The 24,798-nt window shown below is 46.9% G+C and carries 30 protein-coding genes; 1 reads left to right on the top strand and 29 read right to left on the bottom strand.

Annotation, left to right across the window (positions count from 1 at the left end; translation table 11 throughout):
• From HT574_RS14730 to HT574_RS14635, 20 genes are all read right to left on the bottom strand, one after another.
• Positions 1-234, bottom strand: a 234-nt coding sequence (locus HT574_RS14730) for a hypothetical protein (RefSeq protein WP_175245159.1), incomplete at its 3' end; no start/stop codon positions are given.
• 13 nt (positions 235-247) lie between these two features.
• Positions 248-760 carry a YpoC family protein gene (locus HT574_RS14725; RefSeq protein WP_017435834.1) on the bottom strand — a complete coding sequence of 171 codons (513 nt, stop codon included), beginning with the start codon at positions 758-760 and terminating at the stop codon, positions 248-250.
• On the bottom strand, positions 735-1,406 hold the full coding sequence (gene nth / locus HT574_RS14720) for an endonuclease III (protein WP_175245158.1): 672 nt from the start codon (positions 1,404-1,406) through the stop codon (positions 735-737). Before nth ends, HT574_RS14725 begins: the two co-directional genes overlap by 26 nt.
• A 50-nt stretch (positions 1,407-1,456) precedes the next feature.
• Positions 1,457-2,164 (bottom strand): DnaD domain-containing protein, encoded by a 708-nt coding sequence (locus HT574_RS14715; protein ID WP_175245157.1) that lies wholly within the window; start codon positions 2,162-2,164, stop codon positions 1,457-1,459.
• Between the two features lie 71 nt (positions 2,165-2,235).
• Positions 2,236-3,528: an asparagine--tRNA ligase gene (gene asnS / locus HT574_RS14710; RefSeq protein WP_175245156.1), complete on the bottom strand. Its 1,293-nt coding sequence runs from the start codon at positions 3,526-3,528 to the stop codon at positions 2,236-2,238.
• 140 nt (positions 3,529-3,668) lie between these two features.
• Positions 3,669-4,859, bottom strand: a complete 1,191-nt coding sequence (locus HT574_RS14705) for a pyridoxal phosphate-dependent aminotransferase (RefSeq protein ID WP_017435838.1) — start codon at positions 4,857-4,859, stop codon at positions 3,669-3,671.
• Positions 4,860-4,882: 23 nt separating this feature from the next.
• Positions 4,883-5,359, bottom strand: a complete 477-nt coding sequence (locus HT574_RS14700) for a cell wall elongation regulator TseB-like domain-containing protein (protein ID WP_175245155.1) — start codon at positions 5,357-5,359, stop codon at positions 4,883-4,885.
• Between the two features lie 15 nt (positions 5,360-5,374).
• The gene (locus HT574_RS14695; protein WP_017435840.1) at positions 5,375-5,545 is read right to left on the bottom strand and encodes a YpmA family protein; all 171 of its coding nucleotides are present in this window, start codon (positions 5,543-5,545) and stop codon (positions 5,375-5,377) included.
• Positions 5,546-5,835: 290 nt separating this feature from the next.
• On the bottom strand, positions 5,836-8,598 hold the full coding sequence (gene dinG, locus HT574_RS14690) for an ATP-dependent DNA helicase DinG (RefSeq protein WP_175245154.1): 2,763 nt from the start codon (positions 8,596-8,598) through the stop codon (positions 5,836-5,838).
• A gap of 82 nt (positions 8,599-8,680) precedes the next feature.
• On the bottom strand, positions 8,681-9,064 hold the full coding sequence (gene panD / locus HT574_RS14685) for an aspartate 1-decarboxylase (RefSeq protein WP_017435842.1): 384 nt from the start codon (positions 9,062-9,064) through the stop codon (positions 8,681-8,683).
• Positions 9,065-9,091: 27 nt separating this feature from the next.
• The gene (gene panC / locus HT574_RS14680) at positions 9,092-9,940 is read right to left on the bottom strand and encodes a pantoate--beta-alanine ligase (RefSeq protein WP_017435843.1); all 849 of its coding nucleotides are present in this window, start codon (positions 9,938-9,940) and stop codon (positions 9,092-9,094) included.
• Positions 9,937-10,776 (bottom strand): 3-methyl-2-oxobutanoate hydroxymethyltransferase, encoded by an 840-nt coding sequence (panB, locus tag HT574_RS14675; protein WP_175245153.1) that lies wholly within the window; start codon positions 10,774-10,776, stop codon positions 9,937-9,939. The genes panC and panB overlap by 4 nt, the downstream gene beginning before the upstream one ends.
• Entirely contained in the window at positions 10,733-10,876 is a 144-nt protein-coding gene (locus HT574_RS14670; RefSeq protein ID WP_175245152.1) for a hypothetical protein, read from the bottom strand. Before HT574_RS14670 ends, panB begins: the two co-directional genes overlap by 44 nt.
• Positions 10,877-11,041: 165 nt before the next feature.
• The gene (locus HT574_RS14665) at positions 11,042-12,031 is read right to left on the bottom strand and encodes a biotin--[acetyl-CoA-carboxylase] ligase (protein ID WP_175245151.1); all 990 of its coding nucleotides are present in this window, start codon (positions 12,029-12,031) and stop codon (positions 11,042-11,044) included.
• A complete protein-coding gene (locus tag HT574_RS14660; RefSeq protein ID WP_175245150.1) occupies positions 11,989-13,203 on the bottom strand; it encodes a CCA tRNA nucleotidyltransferase in 1,215 nt (404 codons plus the stop codon). The genes HT574_RS14665 and HT574_RS14660 overlap by 43 nt, the downstream gene beginning before the upstream one ends.
• 4 nt (positions 13,204-13,207) lie before the next feature.
• Entirely contained in the window at positions 13,208-14,335 is a 1,128-nt protein-coding gene (gene bshA, locus HT574_RS14655) for an N-acetyl-alpha-D-glucosaminyl L-malate synthase BshA (protein ID WP_175245149.1), read from the bottom strand.
• A 2-nt stretch (positions 14,336-14,337) separates the two neighbouring features.
• Positions 14,338-15,042 carry a bacillithiol biosynthesis deacetylase BshB1 gene (gene bshB1, locus HT574_RS14650; RefSeq protein WP_175245148.1) on the bottom strand — a complete coding sequence of 235 codons (705 nt, stop codon included), beginning with the start codon at positions 15,040-15,042 and terminating at the stop codon, positions 14,338-14,340.
• On the bottom strand, positions 15,035-15,454 hold the full coding sequence (mgsA, locus tag HT574_RS14645; protein WP_175245147.1) for a methylglyoxal synthase: 420 nt from the start codon (positions 15,452-15,454) through the stop codon (positions 15,035-15,037). The genes bshB1 and mgsA overlap by 8 nt, the downstream gene beginning before the upstream one ends.
• Before the next feature lie 54 nt (positions 15,455-15,508).
• Positions 15,509-16,309 (bottom strand): 4-hydroxy-tetrahydrodipicolinate reductase, encoded by an 801-nt coding sequence (gene dapB, locus HT574_RS14640; protein ID WP_017435850.1) that lies wholly within the window; start codon positions 16,307-16,309, stop codon positions 15,509-15,511.
• Positions 16,310-16,311: 2 nt separating this feature from the next.
• Complete coding sequence (locus HT574_RS14635; RefSeq protein WP_017435851.1) at positions 16,312-16,647, bottom strand: nucleotide pyrophosphohydrolase; 336 nt, start codon at positions 16,645-16,647, stop codon at positions 16,312-16,314.
• Positions 16,648-16,789: 142 nt separating this feature from the next.
• Between HT574_RS14635 and HT574_RS14630 the strand changes: the two genes are divergently transcribed.
• Positions 16,790-17,659 carry a YitT family protein gene (locus HT574_RS14630; RefSeq protein WP_017435852.1) on the top strand — a complete coding sequence of 290 codons (870 nt, stop codon included), beginning with the start codon at positions 16,790-16,792 and terminating at the stop codon, positions 17,657-17,659.
• A 20-nt stretch (positions 17,660-17,679) separates the two neighbouring features.
• On the opposite strand, the gene ypjB is transcribed toward HT574_RS14630, so the two are convergent.
• The 9 genes from ypjB to HT574_RS14585 all read right to left on the bottom strand — a co-directional run bounded on the left by ypjB (position 17,680) and on the right by HT574_RS14585 (position 24,658).
• Positions 17,680-18,471, bottom strand: coding sequence for a sporulation protein YpjB (gene ypjB, locus HT574_RS14625; protein WP_175245146.1), 792 nt, complete (start codon positions 18,469-18,471; stop codon positions 17,680-17,682).
• Between the two features lie 58 nt (positions 18,472-18,529).
• Positions 18,530-19,123, bottom strand: coding sequence for a lipoprotein heptaprenylglyceryl N-acetyltransferase LhaT (gene lhaT / locus HT574_RS14620; protein ID WP_175245145.1), 594 nt, complete (start codon positions 19,121-19,123; stop codon positions 18,530-18,532).
• 80 nt (positions 19,124-19,203) lie between these two features.
• Positions 19,204-19,971: a menaquinol-cytochrome c reductase cytochrome b/c subunit gene (locus HT574_RS14615; protein ID WP_175245144.1), complete on the bottom strand. Its 768-nt coding sequence runs from the start codon at positions 19,969-19,971 to the stop codon at positions 19,204-19,206.
• A 45-nt stretch (positions 19,972-20,016) separates the two neighbouring features.
• Positions 20,017-20,691, bottom strand: a complete 675-nt coding sequence (gene qcrB, locus HT574_RS14610; RefSeq protein WP_017435856.1) for a menaquinol-cytochrome c reductase cytochrome b subunit — start codon at positions 20,689-20,691, stop codon at positions 20,017-20,019.
• 3 nt (positions 20,692-20,694) lie between these two features.
• Positions 20,695-21,201: a Rieske (2Fe-2S) protein gene (locus HT574_RS14605; RefSeq protein ID WP_017435857.1), complete on the bottom strand. Its 507-nt coding sequence runs from the start codon at positions 21,199-21,201 to the stop codon at positions 20,695-20,697.
• A gap of 147 nt (positions 21,202-21,348) precedes the next feature.
• On the bottom strand, positions 21,349-21,804 hold the full coding sequence (locus HT574_RS14600) for a YpiF family protein (protein WP_175245143.1): 456 nt from the start codon (positions 21,802-21,804) through the stop codon (positions 21,349-21,351).
• Positions 21,805-21,891: 87 nt separating this feature from the next.
• Positions 21,892-22,428, bottom strand: coding sequence for a ReoY family proteolytic degradation factor (locus tag HT574_RS14595; RefSeq protein WP_175245186.1), 537 nt, complete (start codon positions 22,426-22,428; stop codon positions 21,892-21,894).
• A 54-nt stretch (positions 22,429-22,482) separates the two neighbouring features.
• Complete coding sequence (locus HT574_RS14590) at positions 22,483-23,739, bottom strand: tetratricopeptide repeat protein (protein WP_175245185.1); 1,257 nt, start codon at positions 23,737-23,739, stop codon at positions 22,483-22,485.
• 16 nt (positions 23,740-23,755) lie between these two features.
• The gene (locus HT574_RS14585; RefSeq protein WP_175245142.1) at positions 23,756-24,658 is read right to left on the bottom strand and encodes a hypothetical protein; all 903 of its coding nucleotides are present in this window, start codon (positions 24,656-24,658) and stop codon (positions 23,756-23,758) included.
• Positions 24,659-24,798: the final 140 nt, after the last annotated feature.

Raw genomic sequence — 24,798 nt, 5'->3', positions numbered from 1 at the left:
GTCCTCAACGCCGGCAACAACGGTGGCAACAACAGCGGCAACAACGGTGGCAACAACAGCGGCAACAACAGCGGCAACAACGGTGGCAACAACAGCGGCAACAACGGTGGCACTGCGCCAACTACACAGCCGCCAATAAACAATATTGGGGCAACCAATGGAAATAACCAAGCCAAAAATGCATTCGGAACCAATGCGCAGCGCTCTGGTGCGGAAAATTAACGTAAACAACAAAAGGATGGCTCGCCTATCGAGCCATCCTTTTGTTTATCGCTATTTGCTTATATGCCAACTTCTCCGTCTCTCCAAACAGTTCACACAGTTGAATAAATGAATGATATACATCACAGCGGTCAAAAATAAACTGCAGCCGTTCTAGACAGTTTACCGGCGTAACCGGCAAGGCGCGGATTTCTTCTTGCCAATGCCGCACATTGCTTACTCTCTTTCCGTTGAGCCAAAACAAACAAGAAAGCAAATAGGAAAGTCCGCGGATCATCGGCTGACGGGCGGCGCGGCGGTCGCGTTTGGCAAAGCAGTGTTCCAATGTCGCTTTTTCTTCGTTCCATAATTGCTGTACCGCCGGAATCGATTGCTCGATATGCTCCCACGGAAACGGCTCACGCTCCGTCATATCATAATAAAAGGGCACGTTTTTCATCATCTGCGGAAAAGCTAGTTCATTTTTGACTTCGAACACTTCTCCCCCACGAAAAAACAGTGGGTGGGCAAATTCATTTGGCACCTGCACTGTTTTCATCCCTCTTTCGCATTCTCTTTTTTCCTTCCCGGCATAAATCAAGAAGTGGACAAGCGTGGCATTGCGGCGCCTGTGCTTTGCAATGATAACGGCCGAAAAAAATCATGCGATGATGAGTAATAGACCATTCTTCTTTCGGAATTTTTTTCATTAACGTTTTTTCAACCTCTAAAACGGAATCGCTCCACCGGCAAAAACCGAGGCGCTTGCTGACACGTTCCACATGCGTATCGACGGCGATGGCCGGGATGCCAAAAGCAACCGAAACGACTACATTTGCCGTTTTGCGGCCTACTCCCGGCAGTTTCATCAGCTCATCGCGGTCTTTCGGCACCTCGCCGTTATATTTCTCGATTAGCATCGCGCATAATTTTTGAATATTTTTCGCTTTGTTGCGGTACAAACCGATCGAGCGAATATCTTGCTGCAGTTCCTCGAGCGGCACGGCGACATAGTCTTCGGGAGTCTTATACTTCTCAAATAAACGCTTTGTCACTTTATTGACCAAGGCATCGGTGCATTGCGCGGATAAAACAACAGCGATTAATAATTCAAACGGATTGCGGTGCACAAGCTCGCAATGCGCGTTCGGAAACATTTCCCCCATTTTATCTAAACAGTAGCGAATTTGCTGTTTCGTAAGCACGGTCATTCTCCTTTCTATTTGCAAAGAAAAGCGAGAGACAATGCCTCTCGCTAAGATTCCAGCCAGTTAAAAAAAGGAATGGTTTGTTTATATTCGCTCGGTGCTGTCTTCGTTGATCGTGCGAACTGCTGATGTTTACGGAATTTTTTGCCGTAATGTTGCGCCTGCTCGATCGTACGTATTCCATTCTTTTTCCACTCAAATAAAATACGGTCGATGTAGCGGAAATTCAATTTTCCTGACAGCACCGCTTCGCGAAGCGCCGCTTTAATAATCTGCGGGCTATGCCCGTCTTGGTCAATCCACATTGATAATGTTTCACATTCAAACGGTGAAAGCGGCCGGCCAAACTCTTGTTCAAACACGGTATATAAGCTTTCCACTTCCTCTTGCTGAACCTGTCTTTCTTCTTTTGCCCACTCGGTGTATAAATATTGAACAATCTTTTCCCAAAGCGGCTGCAGCGAATACTTTTCACTGCGGATTCCCTTTTCATCCGTATGCTCCTCAATGGCAATAAATCCTTTTTGCAGCAGTTGACGGAGCATTTCCATGCATTCAGAAGGGGCAACGGTCATTTTTTCGGCCAGCTCGGCCGGAGTAGGAAATAAAACACCGTCTTCGATAAAGGAATGCATATGTAATAATAACACGAACTCCCCTTCCGACAAACCGAGATACTTATAATGATTCAACAATAATTTGGGAACGGCGACGCTTCCTTGCGCCAGCCATTCGGCTATTTTCTTTTTATCCATGCGGATGCACCTCAACTATAGTATAACATTAACCGGATAAAAAAACCCCCTTTTTCTCGGGGGTTTTTCTCTTATGGATAAAGGCGGTTAAGCAAACGCGGAAACGGAATCGTTTCGCGAACGTGGTCGACGCCGCAAATCCAAGCGACCGTGCGCTCAAGCCCAAGACCAAATCCGGAATGCGGCACAGAACCGTATTGCCGCAGCTCTAAATACCATTTGTACGCGTCCAGCGACAAATGATGCTCTTCGAGACGCTGCTTTAACAATTCATAATCGTGAATCCGCTCGGAACCGCCGATAATTTCCCCGTATCCTTCCGGGGCAATTAAATCCGCGCATAATACCACTTCCGGACGATTTGGATCCGGCTGCATATAAAACGGCTTTAAGCTCGTCGGATAATGGGTAATAAATACAGGCTTATCGAAACTTTCGGCAATTGCTGTTTCATGAGGCGCACCAAAATCGTCACCCCACTGGATGTCGTTAAATCCTTTTTCATGCAACAACTGAATCGCTTCATCATACGTGATGCGCGGGAACGGCGGTTTGATGAGCTCCAGTTTCGTCGTGTCACGCTCTAGCCGTTTTAACTCCAGCTCGCAATGTTTCAACACAGATTGAACAAGATATGATACATATTCCTCTTGCAGTTTGAGATTATCTTCAAATTCATAAAACGCCATTTCCGGTTCAACCATCCAAAACTCAATTAAATGGCGGCGCGTTTTTGATTTTTCGGCACGGAACGTCGGACCGAAGGAAAATACTTTGCCGAGCGCCATCGCCGCCGCTTCCATATACAGCTGGCCGCTTTGCGACAAATACGCATCTTCATCAAAATATTTCGTATGGAACAGCTCCGTTGTTCCTTCCGGCGCGCTGCCGGTTAAAATCGGCGGGTCGATTTTCACAAAACCGCGGTCATTAAAAAATTCATACGTAGCGCGAATCACTTCATTGCGGATTTTCATAATCGCATGCTGGCGGCGCGAACGCAGCCAAAGATGGCGATGATCCATTAAAAACTCAATGCCATGCTCTTTTGGAGTAATCGGATAATCAACAGCCTCATGAATAATTTCTAAATTGGTCACCGAAAGCTCATATCCAAACGGAGAACGTTCGTCGACACGCACTGTTCCCGTTACGTATAGCGATGTTTCTTGGGTGATCGATTTGGCGATTTTAAAAACCTCTTCCGTTACCTTTGATTTTTCGACAACGCCTTGGATAAAGCCTGTCCCATCGCGCAGCTGCAAAAAGGCGATTTTGCCGCTTGAGCGCTTGTTGGCCAGCCAGGCACCGATCGTTACTTCTTGTCCAACGTAATTTTTTACTTCTGCAATCGTTGTTTTCACGTACATTTTCCCTCCAACATCTGTTCGAACACAATGTATGTACAATCATTCAATATTATACATTTCGACAAAAACAGAGGCAATAGAAAAGACACTTGTCCATTAGGAAAGCGGCCTTGCTGGAAGCAAAGCCGCTTTGTTTATGCACGTTGCAGTTTGTTTTCCATAAATTGTTTGATGCGTTCGACTGCTTTTTCCAATACATCGAGCGAAGTGGCATATGACAAGCGGACATTGTCTGGAGCGCCAAATCCGGATCCTGGAACAAGCGCTACGTTTGCCTCTTCTAACAGTGCGGCAACAAATCCGTCTACCGTATCATATCCGGCCATTCGCGCCGCCTCGCGCGCATTCGGAAACAAATAAAACGCTCCTTGCGGTTTCACGCAAGTAAATCCTGGAATTTGCACGAGTTTTTCATAAATAATGTTCAGCCGCTCTTCAAACGCTTGGCGCATTTCTTCAACCGGCTCTTGCGGACCGCTGTACGCGGCAATCGCTGCGTATTGGGCAATCGATGTCGGATTGGAAGTGCTGTGGCTGGCAAGATCGGTCATTGCCTTAATAATTTCTTTATTTCCAGCAGCATAGCCAATCCGCCATCCCGTCATTGAATGCGATTTGGACAAGCCGTTGATAATGATCGTTTGCGCTTTTAATTCCGGCGACAATTGCGCAATGGATACGTGTTTGGCGTTTCCGTACACCAATTTCTCATAAATTTCATCAGAAACGATCAAAATGTCATGCTCTAAGCAAACTTCGCCGAGCGCTTTTAGCTCCTCTTCCGTATAAATCATTCCCGTCGGATTGCTTGGCGAGTTGATGATCACCGCTTTTGTCCGCTCCGTAATGGCCGCTTTTAGCTGTTCCGGCGTGATTTTAAACTCGTTTTTCTCCAAGCCCTCGACATAAACAGGAACACCGCCGGCAAGCTTGACTTGCTCCGGATAGCTGACCCAATACGGCGTCGGAATGATAACCTCGTCTCCTTCATCTAAAATTACTTGGAACAGTGTATATAACGCATGTTTGGCGCCGACGCAAACAATAATTTCCGAGGGTTCATACTGAAGTTGCTGATCTTTGGCAAATTTTTTGATGATTTCCGTTTTTAACGCCGGCAAACCGCCCGATGGCGTGTATTTCGTATGTCCTTCATTCATCGCCTTTACCGCTGCATCGATAATATGCTGTGGCGTATTAAAGTCTGGCTCGCCCGCGCCAAGGCCAATGACATCATAGCCAGCCGCTTTTAGTTCTTTCGCTTTGGCGGTAATGGCCAATGTCGTCGATGGTGTGAGTGAAGCAACACGTTTTGCCAGTTTCATCGTCTCTTCTCCCCCTAATTGTGTCATTGTTGAAAACTGTACCTCTTGAGAAATGTTCCATCTGTAAAACTTACATAATAAAACGAATAGCGGTCGTATTGATCAATATATGTTAACTCCCAAAGAGGCACTCCCTTTTCCATGCCGAGTCTGGCGGAAATAATTTTTTTCGGATGGCGCTCCGCCTTTAATGCGGCGATCGCTTCTGCTTCTGTAATGCCGCTTTCTGCCCGTTTGATGACAATCTTTCCCTTTTTCTCCGGAACCCAGACGACATATTTTTTCCCTTTTTTCGTCTTGCCGACAAAAACGATATACGCCTCTTCTCCATGGTATGTATAAATACGGTCAATCTGTGCGAAGGCGACTTTTTCTTTAGCACGCTCGAGCGCTTTCGCTTCCATGGACTGCTTTGGCCAAAGCGCATCCTGATAAACGGAAACTGCCTGCCAAATGACAAGACACAAAAAAATAAAAAGCAAAATTGTCCACTTTCTCATTGCTATCACATCTCACTACGTTCGATAGATCGTAAAAACCGCCTTGCTTTTATCGTTTTCATCTAAAGCAAGTCCAAACATAAGATTATTGCGCTTTAACGTCCGGTTTAAGCAATCGACGATTTTGTACAAATCATCGGAATGCTGAATTTTGACGGTCGCGAGCACTTCGATTTTACTTTCCATTTACATCGCTTCCTCCTGCGTGACACAAATTTTGTTACTTATACAGGCCGTCGCGAACGGCAACAATACAAATACAACAAACACAATACATGTTGTGCTTCTTCACTATTATAACAAGTTTGCCTGTTTATTTCATAAAAAATTTGCCCGCCTACACCACCAAAATCCATTTCGCAAGCGCCTTGTTGCTGTATATGCGGCAAGGCGCTTTTTTTGATTCGTTTTTCCTCTTCCGAACCACTTGCACATTGGCCAATCTAGCTATAGATTACGCTATTTTTTGATATTTATCAAAGCCATGTTTCGAGTTTTTGCAGCAGCCGATCCAGCGAATCTTCGCAAATCCCCAGGGATGGCAGCGAGTTTAGGAAGTATTTTCCGTACGACGCGGTCGTGAGACGGCGGTCAAAGACAAAGACCGCCCCTTTATCCTTTTCTGTGCGGATAAGCCTGCCGAATCCTTGTTTAAAACGAAGAATCGCTTCCGGGAGAGATAATTCATAAAAAGGATCTCCGCCTACGGCGCGAATGTGCTCGCTTTTTGCCTCCATCACCGGATCGTCCGGAGGCGCAAACGGCAGGCGAACGATCACCACGATCGTCAGCTCGTCGCCCGGCAAGTCGACTCCTTCCCAGAAATTGCTTGTCCCAAATAAAATCGCATGATCGAACTGTTGAAACGTTCTTGTCAGCTTTGCTGCGCTCCCGCTTTGCACCCCTTGGGCAATGAGAACAAAATCTTCATTCCTTTCCTCCATCTTCATCGCCGCTGCCGTTAATTTCAGCAATTCATAAGAGTTGAAAAGCACAAGCATTTTTCCTTTTATTTTCCTTGCAATTCTTCCTACCCCGTCTGCAACGGCTTCGGCATACTTTTCCAAGGCGGTGGAAGAAATGGCCGGCAAATCGTTCGGAATCATCAAAACCGCCTGTTCTTTATACGAGAAAGGAGACGGAATCGCGCGGCAAAGCGGATAAAAATCGCTAAGACCAAGCCGCGATACCATATAGGCAAAACTGCCGTCGACCGTTAACGTTGCAGACGTAAGCACAACGCTTTTTTTCACCATAAACAGGCGCTCGGCAAAAAATTCATCCAACTGAATAGGCTGCGAATACAGGGCAGTGGCGTTTGCCGCCCCCTTTTCTTCCGCTTCGATCCAGCGCACCACCATCGGATCGTCGCTTTCAAGCAAATCGAATAATGTGTCAATCCGTTGCTGCAAAGCGGAAACATCAGAAAAATACGAATAGGAGCTGGCTGGTTTGAGCGATGGCGTTTGTACATTGCATATCGACTGCAATCGCTTCGTTTTCTCCGCCAATTCCGCCATATGGCCGCGAATGCGCCAGCATAATTCTTTCACCGCGCTCCACTGCCGTCCGCCTTCCTTTTCCGGAGCAAAACGGTAACGACAGCGCCCCGATCTCGCTGTTTTTCTTTCTAGAGCATAACGGCGCAGCAGGCGGAACAATTCATCACATTCAAATTGTATCTCCTGCAAAAGATGCTCGCAGCGCAAAAACACATCTTCTGCATGCCAATGCTGCTCTGCAAACAGCTTCATTAATTTGGCCAATGAACCATTTTCACCTACTTTTCCAATTTTCGTCAACAACAGCCGGATGGAAACATAGTCGACCTGTTGTCCGAAATAATGCGACGCCACTTCCTCTAAATGATGCGCTTCATCAATGATCATATGGTCATGCGCCGGAAGAAGCGGAGTGGAAGAAATGAGATCATGCAATAAAAACGCATGATTGGTGATCACGATATGAGCTTCTTCCGCACGCTGTTTTGCCCGCAAAAAGAAATTATATTTACTGGCGCTGTCCTCGTCATCGATGCATAAAGACGGCCAAAATAAGCGAGCGCCGGATGAGATATTCAGTTCATCTATATCCCCTGTCTCTGTTTGCATCAACCAAACAAGCAGCTGACATTTTAATAACACCATATCATACGTTGGGTGAGGTTCGCGCAAAAAGGCAATAAACTTATCGACGGAAAGGTAGTTACGCTTTCCCTTCAGCACCGCGACGCGCAGCGGAAAAGGAACGATCTTGTTCAAAAGCGGAATATCCCGCTCCAAAAGCTGCTGCTGCAGCTGCAGCGTATGGGTGCTAATAACGACCCGCTTTTGCTGCTCGTAGGCAAAAAAAGCGCTCGGAATTAAATAAGCGAGCGATTTGCCAATTCCGGTGCCCGCTTCAATTAAAGCGTGCTGGGGGGCATCCAGCGCTTCATAAACAAGCTTCATCATCTCCCATTGCCCGTCCCGCTTTTCATAATGATCGAGCGGGAGCCATTGCGGACCGGCATAAAACGCAGTAAAAGACGCCGGCGGATGGGAATCTTTGTCTTTTTCCGGCATGGGCTCAGGTTTTTTTAGCGCAATGCCGCGGTAAAATATATGTGGCGGTTCGTTTGCTAACGTTGTCATCTTTTCCATAATGATACCATCGAGCAACGAATGCAAATCGCTTTTCAAATAAGGGGACAGGCGCTTTAGCTGCTGCAGCGTCATGAGCGGAAGCTGGTGCAGACGATCGAATAGCTTTAGCAGCAGCTTTGCTGTTACTTCGGCATCGCTGTCCGCTTGATGGGGATGATCATGAGTAATATCGAGCAGTTTGGCCAAATCGCCTAATTTATAGCTCTCTGCTGTCGGCAGCACAATGCGGGCCAATTCCACCGTATCAATGGTTGGACCGGTAAAGAGCGGCAAGCCCGCCATTTGCAGCTCTTCTTGTAAAAAAGGCAAATCAAAAGAAACGTTATGGGCAACAAAATAAGACTGCTGCAGCATATCGACTATTTCCGCCGCTTTTTCGGCAAAGCTTGGCGCGTTTTCCACCATTTGTTCGTTAATATTTGTTAATTGTTGAACAAATGGAGGGATTGCCCGGTCGGGATTAAAAAAGCTAGAGAAACGGTTGACAATTTTTCCGTTTTCGACCACAACCATCCCAAGCTGAATAATGCGGTCTCCTTTTTTGGGAACATTCCCAGTTGTTTCTAAATCAATAACAACAAAACGTGCATTCATGTTATGGGGTCACCTCAAAATCAACGGCCTAACGAAAGGGGCTTTTCCGTATTTCGAAATAGCCCCTTTCCCTTGCTTTATTTTATAAAACCGTATGCGCCGGCTCTTCGACAATAAGCTGCTGGATACGGTTATTCTCGTCCATAATGGCGATTTTCGGACGGTGCTGGGCGATTTTCTCCTCCGGAATCATGACATAAGAAATGACAATAATGATGTCTCCCTTTTGCACGAGGCGCGCGGCTGCCCCGTTCAAACAAAATACCCCGCTGCCCCGCTCGCCGGGAATAATATACGTTTCAAAACGCGCACCATTATTATTGTTGACGATTTGCACTTTTTCATTAGCAACCATGCCGACGGCGTCTAAAATATCGGCGTCGATCGTAATGCTGCCAACATAATTTAAATTGGCTTCTGTCACACGGGCACGATGAATTTTCGCGTTCATTAATGTGCGGAACATAAGCAATCCCTCCTCAGAAACCGGCTGTTACGCTATATCTAAGATAATGTTGTCGATCAGACGTGCATTTGCAAAACGGACCGCCACCGCAATGATCACTTTTCCAGCGAGCGTTTCAAGCGGTTTTAAGTCCGGATAAGAATAAATTTCCGCATAATCAATTTCACCGTGAGTATGGGTTTGAATATATTGTTTTACTAGCGCACAAACTGCCTCTGCGTTTCTTTCCCCGTTTTCGACAGCCGCTTTTGCCTGCAGCAGCGCTTTGTATAATGCTGGCGCCTCTTTTCGTTCCTCCGGCGATAAATAAACATTGCGGGAACTTTTGGCAAGACCGTCTTCCTCGCGAACGGTCGGCACCGCCACTAATTGAATCGGAAAATGAAAATCGCGAATCAACCCGTCCACCACCGCCACTTGCTGGGCATCTTTCAAACCAAAATAAGCGCGGTCCGGCATCACAATGTGAAACAGCTTGGTTAACACGGTAGCCACTCCGTCAAAATGGCCTGGCCGCGATTTGCCGCAAAGGACATCGACACGCTCTTTGACGACTACTTGCACGCTTAACGGGTGCGGATACATTTCCTTGACGTCTGGAGAAAAGAAAACATCGACGCCATGTTCTTTGGCAATGCGCTGATCGCGTTCGAGATCGCGCGGATAGCGCTCAAAATCTTCATTTGGTCCAAACTGCAATGGATTGACAAACACGCTTAAAGCAACGATGTCATTTTCCTCACGCGCTTTTTTGATTAAAGCGACATGGCCTTCGTGCAAATAGCCCATCGTCGGGACAAAGCCGATCGTTTTTCCTTCGCGTCGGTATTGCTGCATGGCTGTTTGCATATCTTTTATCTTCGTTATCACCATCATGATTGTTTTCCTCCATAAAACGCAGTCCACTCTTCTTCTTTCATCATAAACATATGACTCGGCTCCGGAAACTGGCGCAGTTTGACGTCAGCGACGTAATTGGCAAGCGCGTGGGTAATCGCTTCTTGAATATCGGCGTATTTTTTCACAAATTTTGGAACCCGATCCACTCCATAGCCGAGAATATCATGATAGACGAGCACTTGGCCATCGACTTCATCGCCGGCGCCGATGCCAATGACTGGTATTTCCAGCTCTTTCGTAACGGCGGCGGCGATTTGCTTTGGCACACATTCCAATACGAGCGCAATCGCGCCAGCCTGTTCGCAAAGCTTGGCATCATCGATTAATTTTTTCGCGCTTTCCGCATCTTTTCCTTGCACTTTATAACCGCCGAGAACCCCAACAGACTGCGGCGTCAGACCAAGATGGGCGACGACCGGAACTCCCGCCTGTGTCAAGGCACGAATCACCTGAACGACATCGTCCGCACCTTCGACCTTCACGGCGTTCGCCCCGGATTGCTGCATAATCCGCTGTGCGTTGCGGAGCGCTTCTTCTTTTGATAAATGGTAGGACATAAACGGCATATCGGTGACAATAAACGTATTCGGCGCGCCGCGGCGGACCGCTTTCGTATGGTGAATCATATCTTCAACGGTAACTGGAATCGTCGAATCATATCCTAAAACGACCATGCCGAGCGAATCGCCAACCAAAATCATATCCACCCCCGCCGCTTCCGCCAGTTTCGCCGACGGAAAATCATAGGCGGTTACCATGACAATCGGCTCATTCGTTTTTTTCATTTTCAGAAAGTCCGTTTTCGTTTTCACCACTTATTCCCTCCTCTTTTTTTTGCAGAGGAGATGAATCGACCGAACAAAAAAGCCTTCTTTCTCTACCTTGAGAAAGAAGGACGTTCTTGACCATCATCGGCTGAGTTCACCCCTCTGTCCCAGTCCTTCTAAGGATCAAGGCAGATCGCATTTTTTTGTTGTTTCCCTTGATGCACGGTGCAGTTCTTTCGCGAAAGATACTGCCCTTTTCCTTGTTCGTTTGTATTTTAACAAAATTGTCACAAGTTTTCTAGACGGTATTTTATAATTGAATATCCGCTGAATGAATATAATGAATATGTTTGTCCTCATCCTCAAGCATCAACAGCCCCTCGTCGGTGATGCCAAGAGCGGTTCCTTTTATGGAGCCGTTTAACGTGTGCGCCGTAATTTTTTTACCAATGCTGACGGCATACCCTTCCCATAACAGCTTAATCGGACGGAATCCATGCCGCAAATATTGGTGGTACAGCCGCTCCAGCTGCAGCAAAATTTCCTGCACGAGATGCGCGCGCTTGATCCGTTCGCCCTTTTCCATGGCAAGCGATGTCGCGACGGTGCGAATGTCTTCCGGAAACTGCTCAATCGTTTGGTTGACGTTCACGCCGATGCCGATAATGACGGAATGAACGCGGTCCGGATCAGCCTGCAGCTCCGTTAAAATGCCGACACACTTTTTTCCATTCAATAAAATATCATTCGGCCATTTAATATCGGGCACGAGACCGGTTACTTGCTGAATCGCCTGGCAGACCGCCACCGCTGTTAACAACGTCAGCTGCGGCGCCTTTTGCGGCGGAATTGGCGGGCGCAAAATGAGGCTCATCCAGATGCCCGTCCCTTTTGGCGAAAACCATTTGCGGTCCATGCGGCCGCGCCCTGCTGTCTGCTGCTCAGCAATGACGAGCGTTCCTTCTTTCGCCCCATCATAGGCAAGCCTCAAGGCGATTTTTTGCGTGGAATCGACTTCTTCCACAAAATGAACGAAATGACCAAACGTTTTCGTTTTGAGGCCGAGCTGAATTTCATTGGCGGTCACTTTATCGGGAGTGCTGACGATCCGGTAGCCGAGACGGCGCACCGCCTCGAGTTCAAACCCTTCTTTGCGCAGATCTTCAATATGCTTCCACACAGCGGCGCGCGAACAGCCAAGTATTTCGCTGATTTTTTGCCCGGAAATAAAATCGCCGTTCGCTTCCGCAAATAGCTCTAACAATTTTTTTCTTGTATCCGATTGCGATCCATGAGCCATTCGTAAATCCGCTCCTTATGATTATCTACTTCTCCATGAATCACGGCGTGCTCAATTGCGGCGAGCATTTCTTTTACCCAAGGGCCGCCCGGTTTTTCGAACCATTCCATCAAATCCTTTCCGCTTACAGCCAGCTCATTTTTTGTTTTAATCGGAAGGGCAGCAAACATCTCGTTTAATATTTGGCGATGCTTTTCGACCGGTTCTCCGTTTATCACCGAACGAACCGTTTCCGCGGAAATGGCGTGTTCCAATCCAAAAACAAATAACCGCTCTTTCGTCCAGTCGCCAAATGAACGGATCGTCTGCAAAATCAAGAGCACTGCCTTCACTTCTTTAATCAGTCGATTCGGCAATTTCCAGGCACGCAAAAAGGCATCGGCATCGCCGATATGAAGCGCTTGGCACAACAGCCCCCAGCGCTGTCCGCGCGAGTCAAGCAGGTTCCAGTCGTAGCCGGCCGCTTCCTTTAGTTCACGCTCCTTATCGTGAAGCTGAGGCAAGTAGGAAAACAGACCCGTTTCCACCAGCAGGGATAAGCCGCGGCTGGCAAACGGCCCCTCGAGCAGCTTTTCAAATTCCATCGTCATCCGCTCTACCGAAATATGAGAAAGCAGCGAGGCGTTTTCGACAATCGCCCTCCTTGTTTCTTCGGCAAGTGAAAAGCCGAGCTGGCTGACAAAGCGGATCGCCCGCATCATTCGTAAAGCGTCTTCGGAAAAGCGCTGCTTTGCTTCACCAACGGTGCAAATGACCTGCTTTTTTATGGCATCTTGCCCGCCGAACGGATCGATCAGCTTTTCTTCTTCGTCCATGGCGATCGCATTCATCGTAAAATCACGGCGCTTTAAATCTTCATAAAGAGAACGGACGAATGTCACTGATTCCGGCCGGCGGTGGTCTTCATAGTTGCCGTCCGTGCGGAACGTAGTCACTTCATACGGAGTCCCTCCATAAATAACGACGACGGTGCCATGCTGCGAACCGATATCAATCGTTTTCGGAAACAATTTCATGACTTCATGCGGCAGCGCGCTTGTCGCGATATCGATATCGCCAATTTTCCGCCCGAGCAAAAGGTCGCGCACCGCCCCACCGACAAAATACGCTTCATACCCGTGCTGTTTTAGCTGGCGAATGATGCCAAGCGCTTTTTGAAAAGGTTCTTTCATGGACTCACCTCTTTGCGAGCGAAACATAAATATCTTCATACTGTTCGACAATTTCTCTGGAATGAAACTTTTTATATACGGTTTGGACTGCCTGTTTGGCCATATACATATGAAGATGTGGATCGGTTAAAATCCGCATTGCTTTCTCTGCTATTTCTTCGACATTGCCAAGTTCGCATAAAAATCCTGTTTCCCCGTCTTCAATCACTTCCGGAATGCCGCCAATCGTTGTGCCGATGCACGGCACGCCGCAAGCCATTGCCTCGAGAAGGACGAGGCCAAAACTTTCTTTTTCCGACAATAGCAACATGACATCGCTGATCGAATACAGCTCATCAAGCTTGTCCTGCTTTCCTAAAAAGTGCGCGTCTTCCTGAAGCCCAAGCTCCCTGACTAAGCGGCAAACGACCGGCATTTCCGGGCCATCGCCAACAAGCAAAAGCTTTGCCGGCAACTGTTTGCGAATAAGCGAGAACGCACGCACGACATCGGGGACCCGCTTCACTTTGCGAAAGTTGGATACATGAATAATCACTTTTTCATTTTCGCCAATTCCGTATTCCTTTTTTAAGTAGCTGACATCTTTGCGGCAATATACCCGTTCATCGACAAAATTATAGACGGTTTGGATCGGCTTTTGCACATCAAGCAGCTCATACGTCTGCCGAACGAGCGCGTTAGAAACGGCGGTAACGACATCGGATTGTTCAATGCCGAATTTAATCATATCGCTAAGCGAAGGATCGTATCCTAAAATGGTAATATCCGTCCCATGCAATGTCGTGACAATCTTTAATTTCCCCCCGACCATCTGCCGCGCGAGCACGGCGCAAACAGCGTGCGGGACGGCATAATGGGCATGCAGCACATCCAGCTGCTCGCGTTTCGCCACTGCAGCAATTTTGTTGGCAAGCGCTAAATCGTACGGCGGATATTGAAAAACGGAATATTGGTTGACGCTCACTTCATGATAATAAATATTGCCGTATATTTTATTTAGGCGAAACGGCATGCTTGAAGAAATAAAGTGAATTTCATGGCCTTTTTCCGCCAGCAGTTTTCCCAACTCTGTGGCGACAACGCCCGAACCCCCTACAGACGGGTAACAAACGATGCCTATTTTTAGCTTCATCGTCACACTCCTAGCAAATCATGAATATGAATTGGCTTTTTGGTGAAAAAGCCTTCAGCGAACATAACGCCGACTTCTTTCCCAAACAATCGTTCACGACTTTCGATGGTTTCAATATAACCGTTTGTAAGCGGCGTATCAACCGAACCCGCTGTCTTTGTAAATTGGCTTTCATAAGCGCGCAAGCTGTCGATTTTTTTCTCGATCGTATCGCTAATGTCGATGACAAAATGCGGACGGTCCCAGGCGTTAATCATGTAATAATAGACAGAAGACACACGATGAGCCGGCAAATCCGGTTCCGCTTGGTAACGGCGGATGCCGGCGGAAAAAACTGCTTCTTCGACAAGCCGGGCGCAATGTCCGTGGTCCGGGTGGCGATCCACCCAGTAAGGCGCAAACACTACAAGTGGACGATAGCGCCGGATGACAGTAACAATGTTTTTAATTGCTTCCTCAGTCGGATATAAACCACGGTCGGGGAGTCCAAGGTTGATTCTCGTGGCAACGCCTAAAATACGCGCGGCATTGTTCGCTTCCTGTTGCCGCCGTTCGACCGTGCCGTTGGACGACAATTCGGCAAGCGTTAAATCGCAAATGCCGATGCGGTAGCCTTTCTCCGCGTACTTCGCAATCGTTCCGCCCATGCCGATTTCGACATCATCGGGATGGGCGCCAAACGCCAGTATATGCAGCTCCTCATTCATCGTCTTCACCTTTTCTGCCGCGGACAATATTGCGCCACGCAAAATCGCCGCGTTCTAATCCTTTGATTAAAATTTCCGCCGTCCCCATATTCGTTGCCAGCGGTACAGAATACACATCGCATAAACGAATCAAGGCGCTCACATCCGGTTCGTGCGGCTGCGCCGTAAGCGGATCGCGCAGAAAAATAACCATATCTATCTCATTGCGGGCAATCATTGCGCCGATTTCCTGGTCTCCTCCGTACGGACCAGATTGAAAGCGATGGATGTGCAGCCCGGTTGCTTCTTGAATGCGAAGGCCGGTTGTGCCGGTCGCATATAATTCATGCTGCGCCAAAATCGGCTGATAAGCGGTTATGAATGCAATCATATCCTCTTTCTTTTTATCATGCGCGATTAATGCGATTTTCACGATAGCACCCCCGCTCGTTTTTGCTTATTGTTTCTCGCTAGGCCTGCAGCAGCGCTACTCGATAATATGTTCTAACCCGTATACAAGCGTATGTAACTTCATCACCGTTTCGACAGACAACTTTACGCCTGACATAAACGAACCTCGGTGAAAAGAATCGTGGCGAATCGTTAACGATTGGCCGTTGCCGCCGAAAATCACTTCCTGATGGGCGACCAATCCAGGCAGCCGGACGCTGTGGATCGGAATGCCATCATATGTTGCGCCGCGCGCCCCGGCAAGCGTTTCTTTTTCATCGGGGTGTCCTTGTTTTTTCGATGGACGCACCGTGGAAATGAGCTGCGCTGTTTTCAATGCTGTTCCCGATGGAGCGTCTAATTTTTGATCGTGATGCAATTCAATGATTTCGACATCAGGAAAATATTTGGCTGCCATTTGCGCAAATTTCATCATTAGCACCGCTCCGACCGCAAAGTTAGGAGCAATGATCGCGCCAATTTCTTTTTCTTCCGCCAATGCAGTCAGCCGTTTAATATCTTCATCCGTAAAGCCAGTCGTGCCGACAACCGGACGGACTCCGTAGTGAAGCGCGATTTCAGCATGTTTTTTTCCTGCTTCCGGTGTCGTTAAATCGATGAGCACATCCGGTCTGACTTCCTCAAAACATCGGGCCGCATCGGTGTAAATCGGAGCGTGGATGCCGAAAAACCCTTCGATGTCCGCTAAGTCCCCGCCGTCATTTTTCCGGTCAATGACGCCGACAAGTTGAAAATGCTCGGTCTTTTGTACAAGCAAAACGGCTTCACGCCCCATGCGGCCGCGCGGGCCAGCAATGGCAATGCGAATCGTTTCCATGACTATTTCTCCTCCTCTTTTCGTGTCCAACGGTCTTTATCACGGGTGCGGAACTTTTTCATCACCATATCATGCGCCTCTTCTAAATCAATGTTTAAAGAGTTGGCAAAACAAATGAGCACAAATAACAAATCGCCGAGTTCTTCCGCCACCGTTTTTTCTTTTTCCGTCTGTTTTTTCGGCTTTTCCCCATAATAATGGTTGACTTCCCGCGCCAGTTCGCCAAGCTCTTCCGTCAGCCGTGCCAGCATTGCCAGCGGGCTGAAATACCCTTCTTTAAATTGGCTAATATATTCGTCGACTTCTTGTTGTAGTTGCTTGATTGTTTTTTCCTGCATCCATGTCACCTCTCATGTTTTCATGTTAGCGAAAAGCGGCGTTTTTGACAAATATTTTCGCACGCCGCCTGTCCACGTTGCCTGAATGGACAACTTCATCTATAATTAAGGACGCCGACTACTCTGAATATGGAGGGAATGTATGATTTTCGGGCTAAAAATAAAAAACATCCTTTTCATTTTGCTTGGCGCTGCGATTTTTGCGTTTGGGCTTGTCCATTTTAACATGCAAAATAATTTAGCAGAAGGCGGCTTTACCGGAATCACGCTGCTGCTTTACTTTTTGTTTGACATTGATCCGTCCTATACAAACTTGGCATTAAACATTCCGCTCTTTTTTATTGGTTGGAAATTGCTTGGCCGCCAAACTTTTTTATACACGATTATCGGAACCATTAGCGTTTCTCTCTTTCTTTGGATTTTTCAACGCTACACCATTCATATGCCCCTGAAACACGATATGACGTTGGCCGCATTGTTTGCCGGCGTCTTTATCGGCGTCGGTCTTGGCATTATTTTCCGCTACGGCGGAACGACCGGCGGCGTCGACATTATCGCCAGACTCGTCTATAAATATAAAGGAATCAGCATGGGAAAAACGATGTTTACGTTTGATGTGGTCGTCATCACCCTTTCCTTGCTGTATCTTTCATATCGTGAGGCGATGTATACACTTGTGGCGGTGTTCATCGCGGCCCGCGTCATTGATTTTATGCAGGAAGGCGGCTATGCGGCAAAAGGAGCGACGATTATTTCGGAAAAGAGCGAGGAAATCGCCAACCGGATTTTAACAGAAATGGACCGCGGTGTCACGATATTAAAGGGGCAAGGTTCCTACACGAAACGCGACCGCGATGTGCTGTACTGCGTGGTAGCAAAAAATGAACTGCCGCGTCTGAAAAGTGTCATTACTTCCGTCGATCCCCATGCGTTTGTGGCGGTCACAGACGTTCATGATGTGCTCGGCGAAGGCTTTACGCTTGATGAGCGAAAACAGCCGATTGAACAATAAAAAGGGGCACAATGCCCCTTTTACTCTTCTTTTTGACGAGTACGGTTTTTTTCCTTCTCGCCTTGATATTTTCTCCAGCCTACGTAAGATAGCGCCAATATAATAATTCCTCCTGTCGAAACCATCACCCATATTAAAGACGGATCAGCTTCATCTTTTCGAACATCGTCAAACAACGCCTGCAAATCTTCGCGCATCTGTTTTAAATGTTCGTGCTTCTCCTTGAGGCTTAGTTGCCCAAAAGCGGGAGCTTGTAACATTTCTATGTCTTTATCTATTTTTTTCGCTTCCTCAACCGGCACATCGATTTTGACGCTCGGCTCAATTAGTTCATAACGATTTAAAAAGTTGTGGAGGGAAGCGGCAAACGATTCATCTCTTTCTTGATCTACCGCCTTCTCAAGCTGGTCAAATGTTTCCATCACCGTTGATTCCATCTCTGACCAAAGCGGCTGATGAGCCGAATGAATGGCATCAACAACAAGACGAAACTGCGTGATTTTATCGATTTTTTCTTCCGCCGGCAATGAAGAGGCGGCAACCGTTTTCAGGGCGTTTTCATGAGTGATCGTAACAGCGCGGAGTTCGTCGGCTGATTTCAGCCGGTCGCGCGCATTCGTTGCAAAAAACTGCTCGGAAAAATAGAGCAATACTTCTTTTGCTTCTTCAAATTGTCCATTTTTCGCCAATCGCAGCGCTTGATCCGAAATTTGATCTAGTTTTTTCCAGCCATCACCCTGTTCCGCGGCATCGTTTAGCGATGGAAATAAAAAGACGAATACCATCAAAGCAAGCAGCCATATTCGCTTCATCCTTGTCCCTCCTCCATTAACTACTACAATGTATGAAGGAGTGGACAAGAGTAGACCATTAATTTAGCGGGAGGACAAAACGGTTTTTTCGTACACATAATAAATAGCTAATCGCAATCGAAACAATGCTGAGCCAAAACGTAAAATAGCCGATTTGGGCAGCATACTGCTGCAGCACGCTATAGTGGGGCATCATTCCAAATACATAATCGATGATGTCATTGTGCAGCGCCCAAACCGCGGCAATCGCTAGGTGCATGCCGCGAAAGCGATAAAACGGCGCGTAGAGCATTCCTTCTATCGCCATCGCTCCGTGCGAAACGATTAACATCCAGCCCGCCACATCGAGCTCTCCTGTCACTTTCCATACCAATAAGTTCATCACTACCGCCCAAATCCCATACTTTACTAACGTGACAAGCGCTAATGCTTCTAATAAAGGAAAATGGCGGCGGCACAAAAACGCGAGCAAAACGAACACAAAAAAGAGACTTGCTGTCGGGCTATCAGGCACAAACGGCAAAAAAATGGGCGATGTTTCCGCCAATTGATAACGGTACCATATATACCCGTAAATCGTTCCAAGGATATTTATGATGAATAAAAGCCATAAAAATGGCCGATATGCTAATATCGGATACAGCCATTTCACTCCTATGCACCTGCTCTCTATGCTTGTCGTGAATGAAAAAAGCTGACTAACCATAGCCAGCTTTTTTCTCGATGAATCGTTTATTTCTCTTTTAATCCCGCAATGAACTCAGAAAGCTTTTTCAGCTCTTCGTCCGTGCCTTTGAAAACGCCCGGAGGCATGCCGCCTTTACCATTTTTCGCAATTTTCGCGATTTCTTCCGGCTTCAAGCCTGTACCGATAAGCGATGGTGCAGCCGCGCCGCCGGATAAGTTTTCGCCGTGGCAGGACGTACATGTGTTAGCTTGGGCAATTTTATACCCTTCGGCGTTTTTGTCAATTTCCACTTCCGCACGGATTTTCCCTTGTTCCGCAGCTTTTTTCCAGTCATGCGTCACAACTGCTTCCCAAGTTAAATATATCATTGCCGCAAGCGTTAGAAGCATCATCCCGGTAGCGACTGGACGCTTCCATGGACGGCGTTCCGGACCGCGATCCAAAAATGGCGCCAATAATAACGCACCGAATGCCAAACCTGGTATGACAATGGCTCCGATTACCGTATAAGGACCTGATGCATACGAATATTTGAGCAATTGATATAGGAACAAGAAATACCAGTCTGGCAGCGGAACATATGCCGTATCCGTCGGGTCAGCAATACGTTCTAACGGAGACGGATGGGCGACCGTCAAACATAAAAAGCCAATCAAAAAGACAGAACCGACCATCCATTCTTTTAATAGAAAGTTTGGCCAAAACGCTTCCGTTTTCCCAGGATATTCCGAATAATCTTTTGGAATATTCGGTTTTCTCACGGCGGAAACGCGGGAATCGCCGACGAATTTCATTCCTTTACCGCGATGCATTCATATTTCCCTCCTTTTTTCTATCAATCAACAACGTTCATCGCATCATAGTGGACCGGAAATGCCTTGTCTGCGAATCATTAAAAAGTGCGCTGCCATCAAGCCGAGCAGTGCGGCAGGCAAGAAGAAAACGTGAATTGCAAAGAATCTTGTCAATGTTTGTGCCCCGACAATTTCCGGATCCCCTGCGAGCAATGTTTTGATCGCCGGACCGATCACCGGTGTTGCCTCCGCGATTTGCAAACCTACTTTTGTCGCAAACAACGCTTTCATATCCCATGGCAACAGGTAGCCAGTAAAGCCGAGCCCCATCATGACCATGAAAATAAGCACGCCAACGATCCAGTTTAATTCGCGTGGCTTTTTGTATGCACCTTGGAAAAAGACGCGCAATGTATGTAAAAACATCATGACAATAACAAGACTTGCACCCCAGTGATGCATACCGCGCACGATTTGACCGAACGCCACTTCGTTTTGCAAGTAATAAACAGATTCCCAAGCGTTTTTAATATCCGGAACGTAATACATCGTTAAAAACATTCCAGACAAAATCTGAATGACCGTAACAAAGAACGTTAACCCGCCAAAGCAGTAAACGAATGCGGAAAAGTGGTGGGCCGGGTTTACATGTTCCGGAACTTCATGGTCAGCGATATCCCGCCACAAAGGCGTAATATCCAAACGTTCGTCAACCCAGTCGTACAGTTTGTTTAACATGTATTACGCCTCCCCTCGTGGTTTCGCTTTTCCTAAGTATAATTTTCCGTCTTTCACTTTGTACTCGTAACGATCTAGTGGAGCTTGTGGCGGCGTTCCCGGAACGTTCGTGCCGTCTTTCGTGTAGCGCCCGTAATGGCACGGACAGAAAAATTGGTTTGGATGTTCCTTATCCGTATTCCAGTCTACCGTACAGCCAAGGTGCTTACAAATCGGAGACAGTGCAACGATTTCTCCTTTTTCGTTTTTGTACACCCATGCCGATCTCGGCTCTTCCGACTCATACCAAGCGTCTTTTACTTTTACTTTGAAGTCAAAACGCTTTGGCTCGGCCGTAATGTCTTTTACATCCGCTACCGCTACCATCTCCGTTCCCGCTTCATCCTTTAAAATCGGATCAAAAGCAAAACGGAGCATTGGCATTAAAGTTCCAGCAGCCATAAAGCCGCCTACGCCAGTTAGCGTATAGTTCAAAAATTGGCGTCTCGTTACGCGATGTTTGTCACTCATCGTCTTCCCCCCTCTATACAAAATGAAGTCCATCCGGACAGTATTGTATAACACAATAGAAAACTAGGACATTCTAATGATAGCTCAATCGGCGGACAAGGTCAATATCGTCCTCGCTCTAACCTGCCAACTTTCTGCCTCGCCTCATCATGACCATTGTGAAATAAAAAAGCGAAGCAGTCCGGATGTTTGGTCACGGATCAGCTCGTACTTATATGATTCGTCCATATTTTCTAACGGAACGGTCGGAACAAGCCACAACCTGTCCGAAATCGCTGTTTCTTTCCCTTTCCATTCGCGGTCGCATGTGACATAAAACACATATTTCATTCCTTGTTCCATTAGCAGACTTGTCCAATCCGTCAGCCTTTCTACAAGCGATTGTCTCGATTCGTTGAGGAAATAGGAAAACGGTGGAAATAAAAACACTCTGCCTTTTAACTGCCGCTCCAATTCCCCGGCAACAAGCTGCACAAACTCTCCCCCAGAAGCAGCCGTCTTGGCGCCATCGGCCATCGTAATAGGAATAAGAGGAATAAGCGCCGTGTCAATATAATCTTTTTCTTTTTGATACAGTTCCACATCCGCTGCTGTCCACTTCATATGTACTCCCCTTTTTTCAAAAGTTCATGCCCCCTATCACCATACCATATTTTTCAGCAAAAGAAAAACCTTGCATGCAGCAAGGTTTCATAACTTTTTCAACTCTTCGGTAAGACGACGGAATGCTTCTTTATCTTGGCGGTCTAGCGCCTCATCAATGAGCTTCATTAACCGTTCCCGCTGAAATTCATACAGCGATTTTTCTAAAAATTGCTCGGCCAAACGCTTATCATTTTCGCTGACATGCACTTGTTTTGGCGCATAAGGGTTTTCTTCCAGTACGGCAACATATTGCGGCGAATGAAAAGAAGCGCGGAAATTCAGCTGGATATAAATATCCTCATCACGGTTTAGACGGATGTCATGAAACGATTTTTCCGCGTCGGTCGTCATCACATTGCCTTTGTAAAAACGGAACGGAACATCATCGACACAATGGGTTGACATAATGATGCCGCGCGGACAATATTGGGCGTTTTCCACAAAATGAACCTTTTGCATCAGCTGGTCATGGCTCATTAAATAGTTTAAAATCCAGACACATTCGCGACGCTTCAACTGGTAGTTACTTAAAAACCAACGAATAAACTCTTTTTTTTCATTTACAGATACGTGCGTCATTATGCGCTTCCCCCTCTATCATTTTCCAAGAAAGAGGTAATATGGACCGCGGCTCTCCTACTCCTCTAGCTGCAGCAACATGTCGGCTGCCTCCATGTGCCCAGGATCAAGACGTACAATTTGCTGGAATATTTCTTTAGCTCTCTCTCTGTCGCCTTCTTCGATGAGAAAATAGCCGTACTCCTCAAGGAAATCAATGTTGTTCTTAAAGAAAGTATATGCCTCTTGGTAATGGTTTAATGCATCGGAATACATCTCAAGCTTATGTTTCGCACGTGCTAAATCCCATTCAAACTGCGGGTCATACTCTCCTTGCGCCAGCGCTTCTTCTAGGCAGGAAACAACGTCTTCGTACCGCTCCTCGTGCAAGAGCAGCGCACATAACGTCGTCAGCGCTTCAATATAGCCTTGGTCAATTTCGATTGCTTTTTTCAGCCATGATTCCGCCTCATCCGGCTTTCCCAGCTTTAGCGCCATTTTTCCGGCATAGAGCAGCAATTCTTTGTTCCACTCATCGACATGGATGCCTTCCTTGGCAATGTCATAGCTTTTTTTCAGCTTTCCTTCATGCTCATACGCTTTCGCTAAGTACAGGTAAAGCGGAACGTATTCCGGATCGAGTTCTTTTAGTTCGCTTAGCTTTTCAATGGCGGTTTGATAATATTCCGCTTGGAATGCCGTCACCCCGTAGCCGAATAACGTCCGACTGTCGACTTTTGTTTTTAGCGCTTCATCATAATACGGCAGCGCTTGCTCAAACTCCCCGCATAGGCTGAGCGCCTCGGCAAGCCGCTCAGCAATGAGGGTGCCGGCCATTTCTTTTGTTTTTTCCCGCACTTTTTCGTAAAATGGAATGCTTTTTGTATATTGTCCCATCGAAAAATATAACTCCGCTAAGGCAAATTGAATAATCGGTTCATCCGGCATTTTTTCATATGCCTGCTTTAACTTTCGTTCGCTGACTTCCTCAAGCCCTTGCATTTGATACAGATCGGCGGCAAGCAGACAGGCGCGTGCAAACAGCGGATCGTCTTCCTCAATTCGCGCTAAAATCTCGAGCGCCTTGTCCTCTTCGTCGAGCTCTGTATATACTTCCGCCAAAAACAAACGGATTTCCCCTTCGTCCGGATAGCGAAGGGACAACTCTTCAAGCAGTTCTTTCGCTTCCTCTAGCATTCCCCACGAATATAAATAATCGGCAAGTTCATATTTTTCTTCATCATTTCCGTTTTTCTTCACTTCAGGCACCAAAGATAACGCTTTATTCACTTCTCCATTTTCAACCAAACGGACAATTTCATCGACGCGTGTCATAGACATTAACCCTTCCTTACGAAAAATGTGCGACAAACATCCCAGCCGCACGGATGATCCGCTCCGTGCCAAATCCGGGATAAAAATAAAGTTGATTTTCCACCTTCAGCAACCTTCCTTTATGAACCGTAATAACCGGAACATGATTATCATAATCGACAATAAGCGTTTCGGCAACTAAACGGCTCATCGCTTCCTTCCTATATAAATTATAATCTACTTCGCCGCCAATCCGCAGATCTCCTTTTTGCGGGTAAATGCCAATTTTTTTTAACACATTCAGCCCTAGCGGCGTTCGCTCCCGTAGCGGAAACGGAATAAATGGAATATGGTGCGCAGCAAGCAAGTTTCGCCATGCCGTTTCCTGCTTTTTCATTCGTTTTTCGTTTGGCCAATACGGCACAAAGGCAAGCGGGGCTGTTTTTATGATATCAGCAATCCAATACCATGGTACGGAATGCAAAACATCGCTCTCCTTAATTTCAACGAAAATGATTCGTATTTTCCATCTCCTGCAGGCAAGCACAAAGGACGGGGTCAGCATACGGGCGGGTACTTTTACGCCGATGAAATAATCGATGGGGCTGTTTAACAAATGCTGTCGCAGCTTACGCAGTGTGGGAGCGAGCTCCTGTTCCGAAGGGACATCACAAACAGCTAGCAGCGTGGTGCAGCCGTTTTTGATGAGATATTGCTGAACATATTGTTTAAATTGGACAAATGTCCGCGGCTGCTGAAAAGAAAAATCGACCATCACGTGTCCGGGTGTGACGATCATTTCTCCTATTTCCATGCGCATCCATGTATAGTGCTTCGCTTGTTCACCTATGTAGTCAATGCGATTATGATCCACCACGAGCGCACAGTGTTGCAGCCGTTCTTGACGAATGACATATGCGCCTTCAATAATATATGGCATGTCTTCATTCCCCCCTTACGACAGGATATGAGGGAATGAGGCAACATATGATTGACCTTAACTCCTTCTTCCTCACTTACAGAAGAGAAGATGTGAAAACCCACTTCTTTAAAGGTGGGATGAAACGTCTTTATTTTTTC

It is taken from the genome of Parageobacillus sp. VR-IP (assembly GCF_013357975.1).
In the GTDB taxonomy this organism is placed as follows: domain Bacteria; phylum Bacillota; class Bacilli; order Bacillales; family Anoxybacillaceae; genus Saccharococcus; species Saccharococcus caldoxylosilyticus.
This window is presented reverse-complemented; position numbering and strand designations above follow the sequence as displayed.

Bases quoted from the DNA above. Each gene is read 5' to 3' on its own strand.
- HT574_RS14725 (WP_017435834.1), bottom strand. From the start codon at position 760: ATGAAAACAGTGCAGGTGCCAAATGAATTTGCCCACCCACTGTTTTTT.
- HT574_RS14715 (WP_175245157.1), bottom strand. From the start codon at position 2,164: ATGGATAAAAAGAAAATAGCCGAATGGCTGGCGCAAGGAAGCGTCGCC.
- HT574_RS14705 (WP_017435838.1), bottom strand. From the start codon at position 4,859: ATGAAACTGGCAAAACGTGTTGCTTCACTCACACCATCGACGACATTG.
- HT574_RS14700 (WP_175245155.1), bottom strand. From the start codon at position 5,359: ATGAGAAAGTGGACAATTTTGCTTTTTATTTTTTTGTGTCTTGTCATT.
- HT574_RS14695 (WP_017435840.1), bottom strand. From the start codon at position 5,545: ATGGAAAGTAAAATCGAAGTGCTCGCGACCGTCAAAATTCAGCATTCC.
- dinG (WP_175245154.1), bottom strand. From the start codon at position 8,598: ATGAATGCACGTTTTGTTGTTATTGATTTAGAAACAACTGGGAATGTT.
- panD (WP_017435842.1), bottom strand. From the start codon at position 9,064: ATGTTCCGCACATTAATGAACGCGAAAATTCATCGTGCCCGTGTGACA.
- panC (WP_017435843.1), bottom strand. From the start codon at position 9,940: ATGATGGTGATAACGAAGATAAAAGATATGCAAACAGCCATGCAGCAA.
- HT574_RS14670 (WP_175245152.1), bottom strand. From the start codon at position 10,876: ATGATGGTCAAGAACGTCCTTCTTTCTCAAGGTAGAGAAAGAAGGCTT.
- HT574_RS14665 (WP_175245151.1), bottom strand. From the start codon at position 12,031: ATGGCTCATGGATCGCAATCGGATACAAGAAAAAAATTGTTAGAGCTA.
- HT574_RS14660 (WP_175245150.1), bottom strand. From the start codon at position 13,203: ATGAAAGAACCTTTTCAAAAAGCGCTTGGCATCATTCGCCAGCTAAAA.
- bshA (WP_175245149.1), bottom strand. From the start codon at position 14,335: ATGAAGCTAAAAATAGGCATCGTTTGTTACCCGTCTGTAGGGGGTTCG.
- bshB1 (WP_175245148.1), bottom strand. From the start codon at position 15,042: ATGAATGAGGAGCTGCATATACTGGCGTTTGGCGCCCATCCCGATGAT.
- dapB (WP_017435850.1), bottom strand. From the start codon at position 16,309: ATGGAAACGATTCGCATTGCCATTGCTGGCCCGCGCGGCCGCATGGGG.
- HT574_RS14635 (WP_017435851.1), bottom strand. From the start codon at position 16,647: ATGCAGGAAAAAACAATCAAGCAACTACAACAAGAAGTCGACGAATAT.
- HT574_RS14630 (WP_017435852.1), top strand. From the start codon at position 16,790: ATGATTTTCGGGCTAAAAATAAAAAACATCCTTTTCATTTTGCTTGGC.
- ypjB (WP_175245146.1), bottom strand. From the start codon at position 18,471: ATGAAGCGAATATGGCTGCTTGCTTTGATGGTATTCGTCTTTTTATTT.
- HT574_RS14615 (WP_175245144.1), bottom strand. From the start codon at position 19,971: ATGCATCGCGGTAAAGGAATGAAATTCGTCGGCGATTCCCGCGTTTCC.
- qcrB (WP_017435856.1), bottom strand. From the start codon at position 20,691: ATGTTAAACAAACTGTACGACTGGGTTGACGAACGTTTGGATATTACG.
- HT574_RS14605 (WP_017435857.1), bottom strand. From the start codon at position 21,201: ATGAGTGACAAACATCGCGTAACGAGACGCCAATTTTTGAACTATACG.
- HT574_RS14600 (WP_175245143.1), bottom strand. From the start codon at position 21,804: ATGAAGTGGACAGCAGCGGATGTGGAACTGTATCAAAAAGAAAAAGAT.
- HT574_RS14590 (WP_175245185.1), bottom strand. From the start codon at position 23,739: ATGACACGCGTCGATGAAATTGTCCGTTTGGTTGAAAATGGAGAAGTG.
- HT574_RS14585 (WP_175245142.1), bottom strand. From the start codon at position 24,658: ATGCCATATATTATTGAAGGCGCATATGTCATTCGTCAAGAACGGCTG.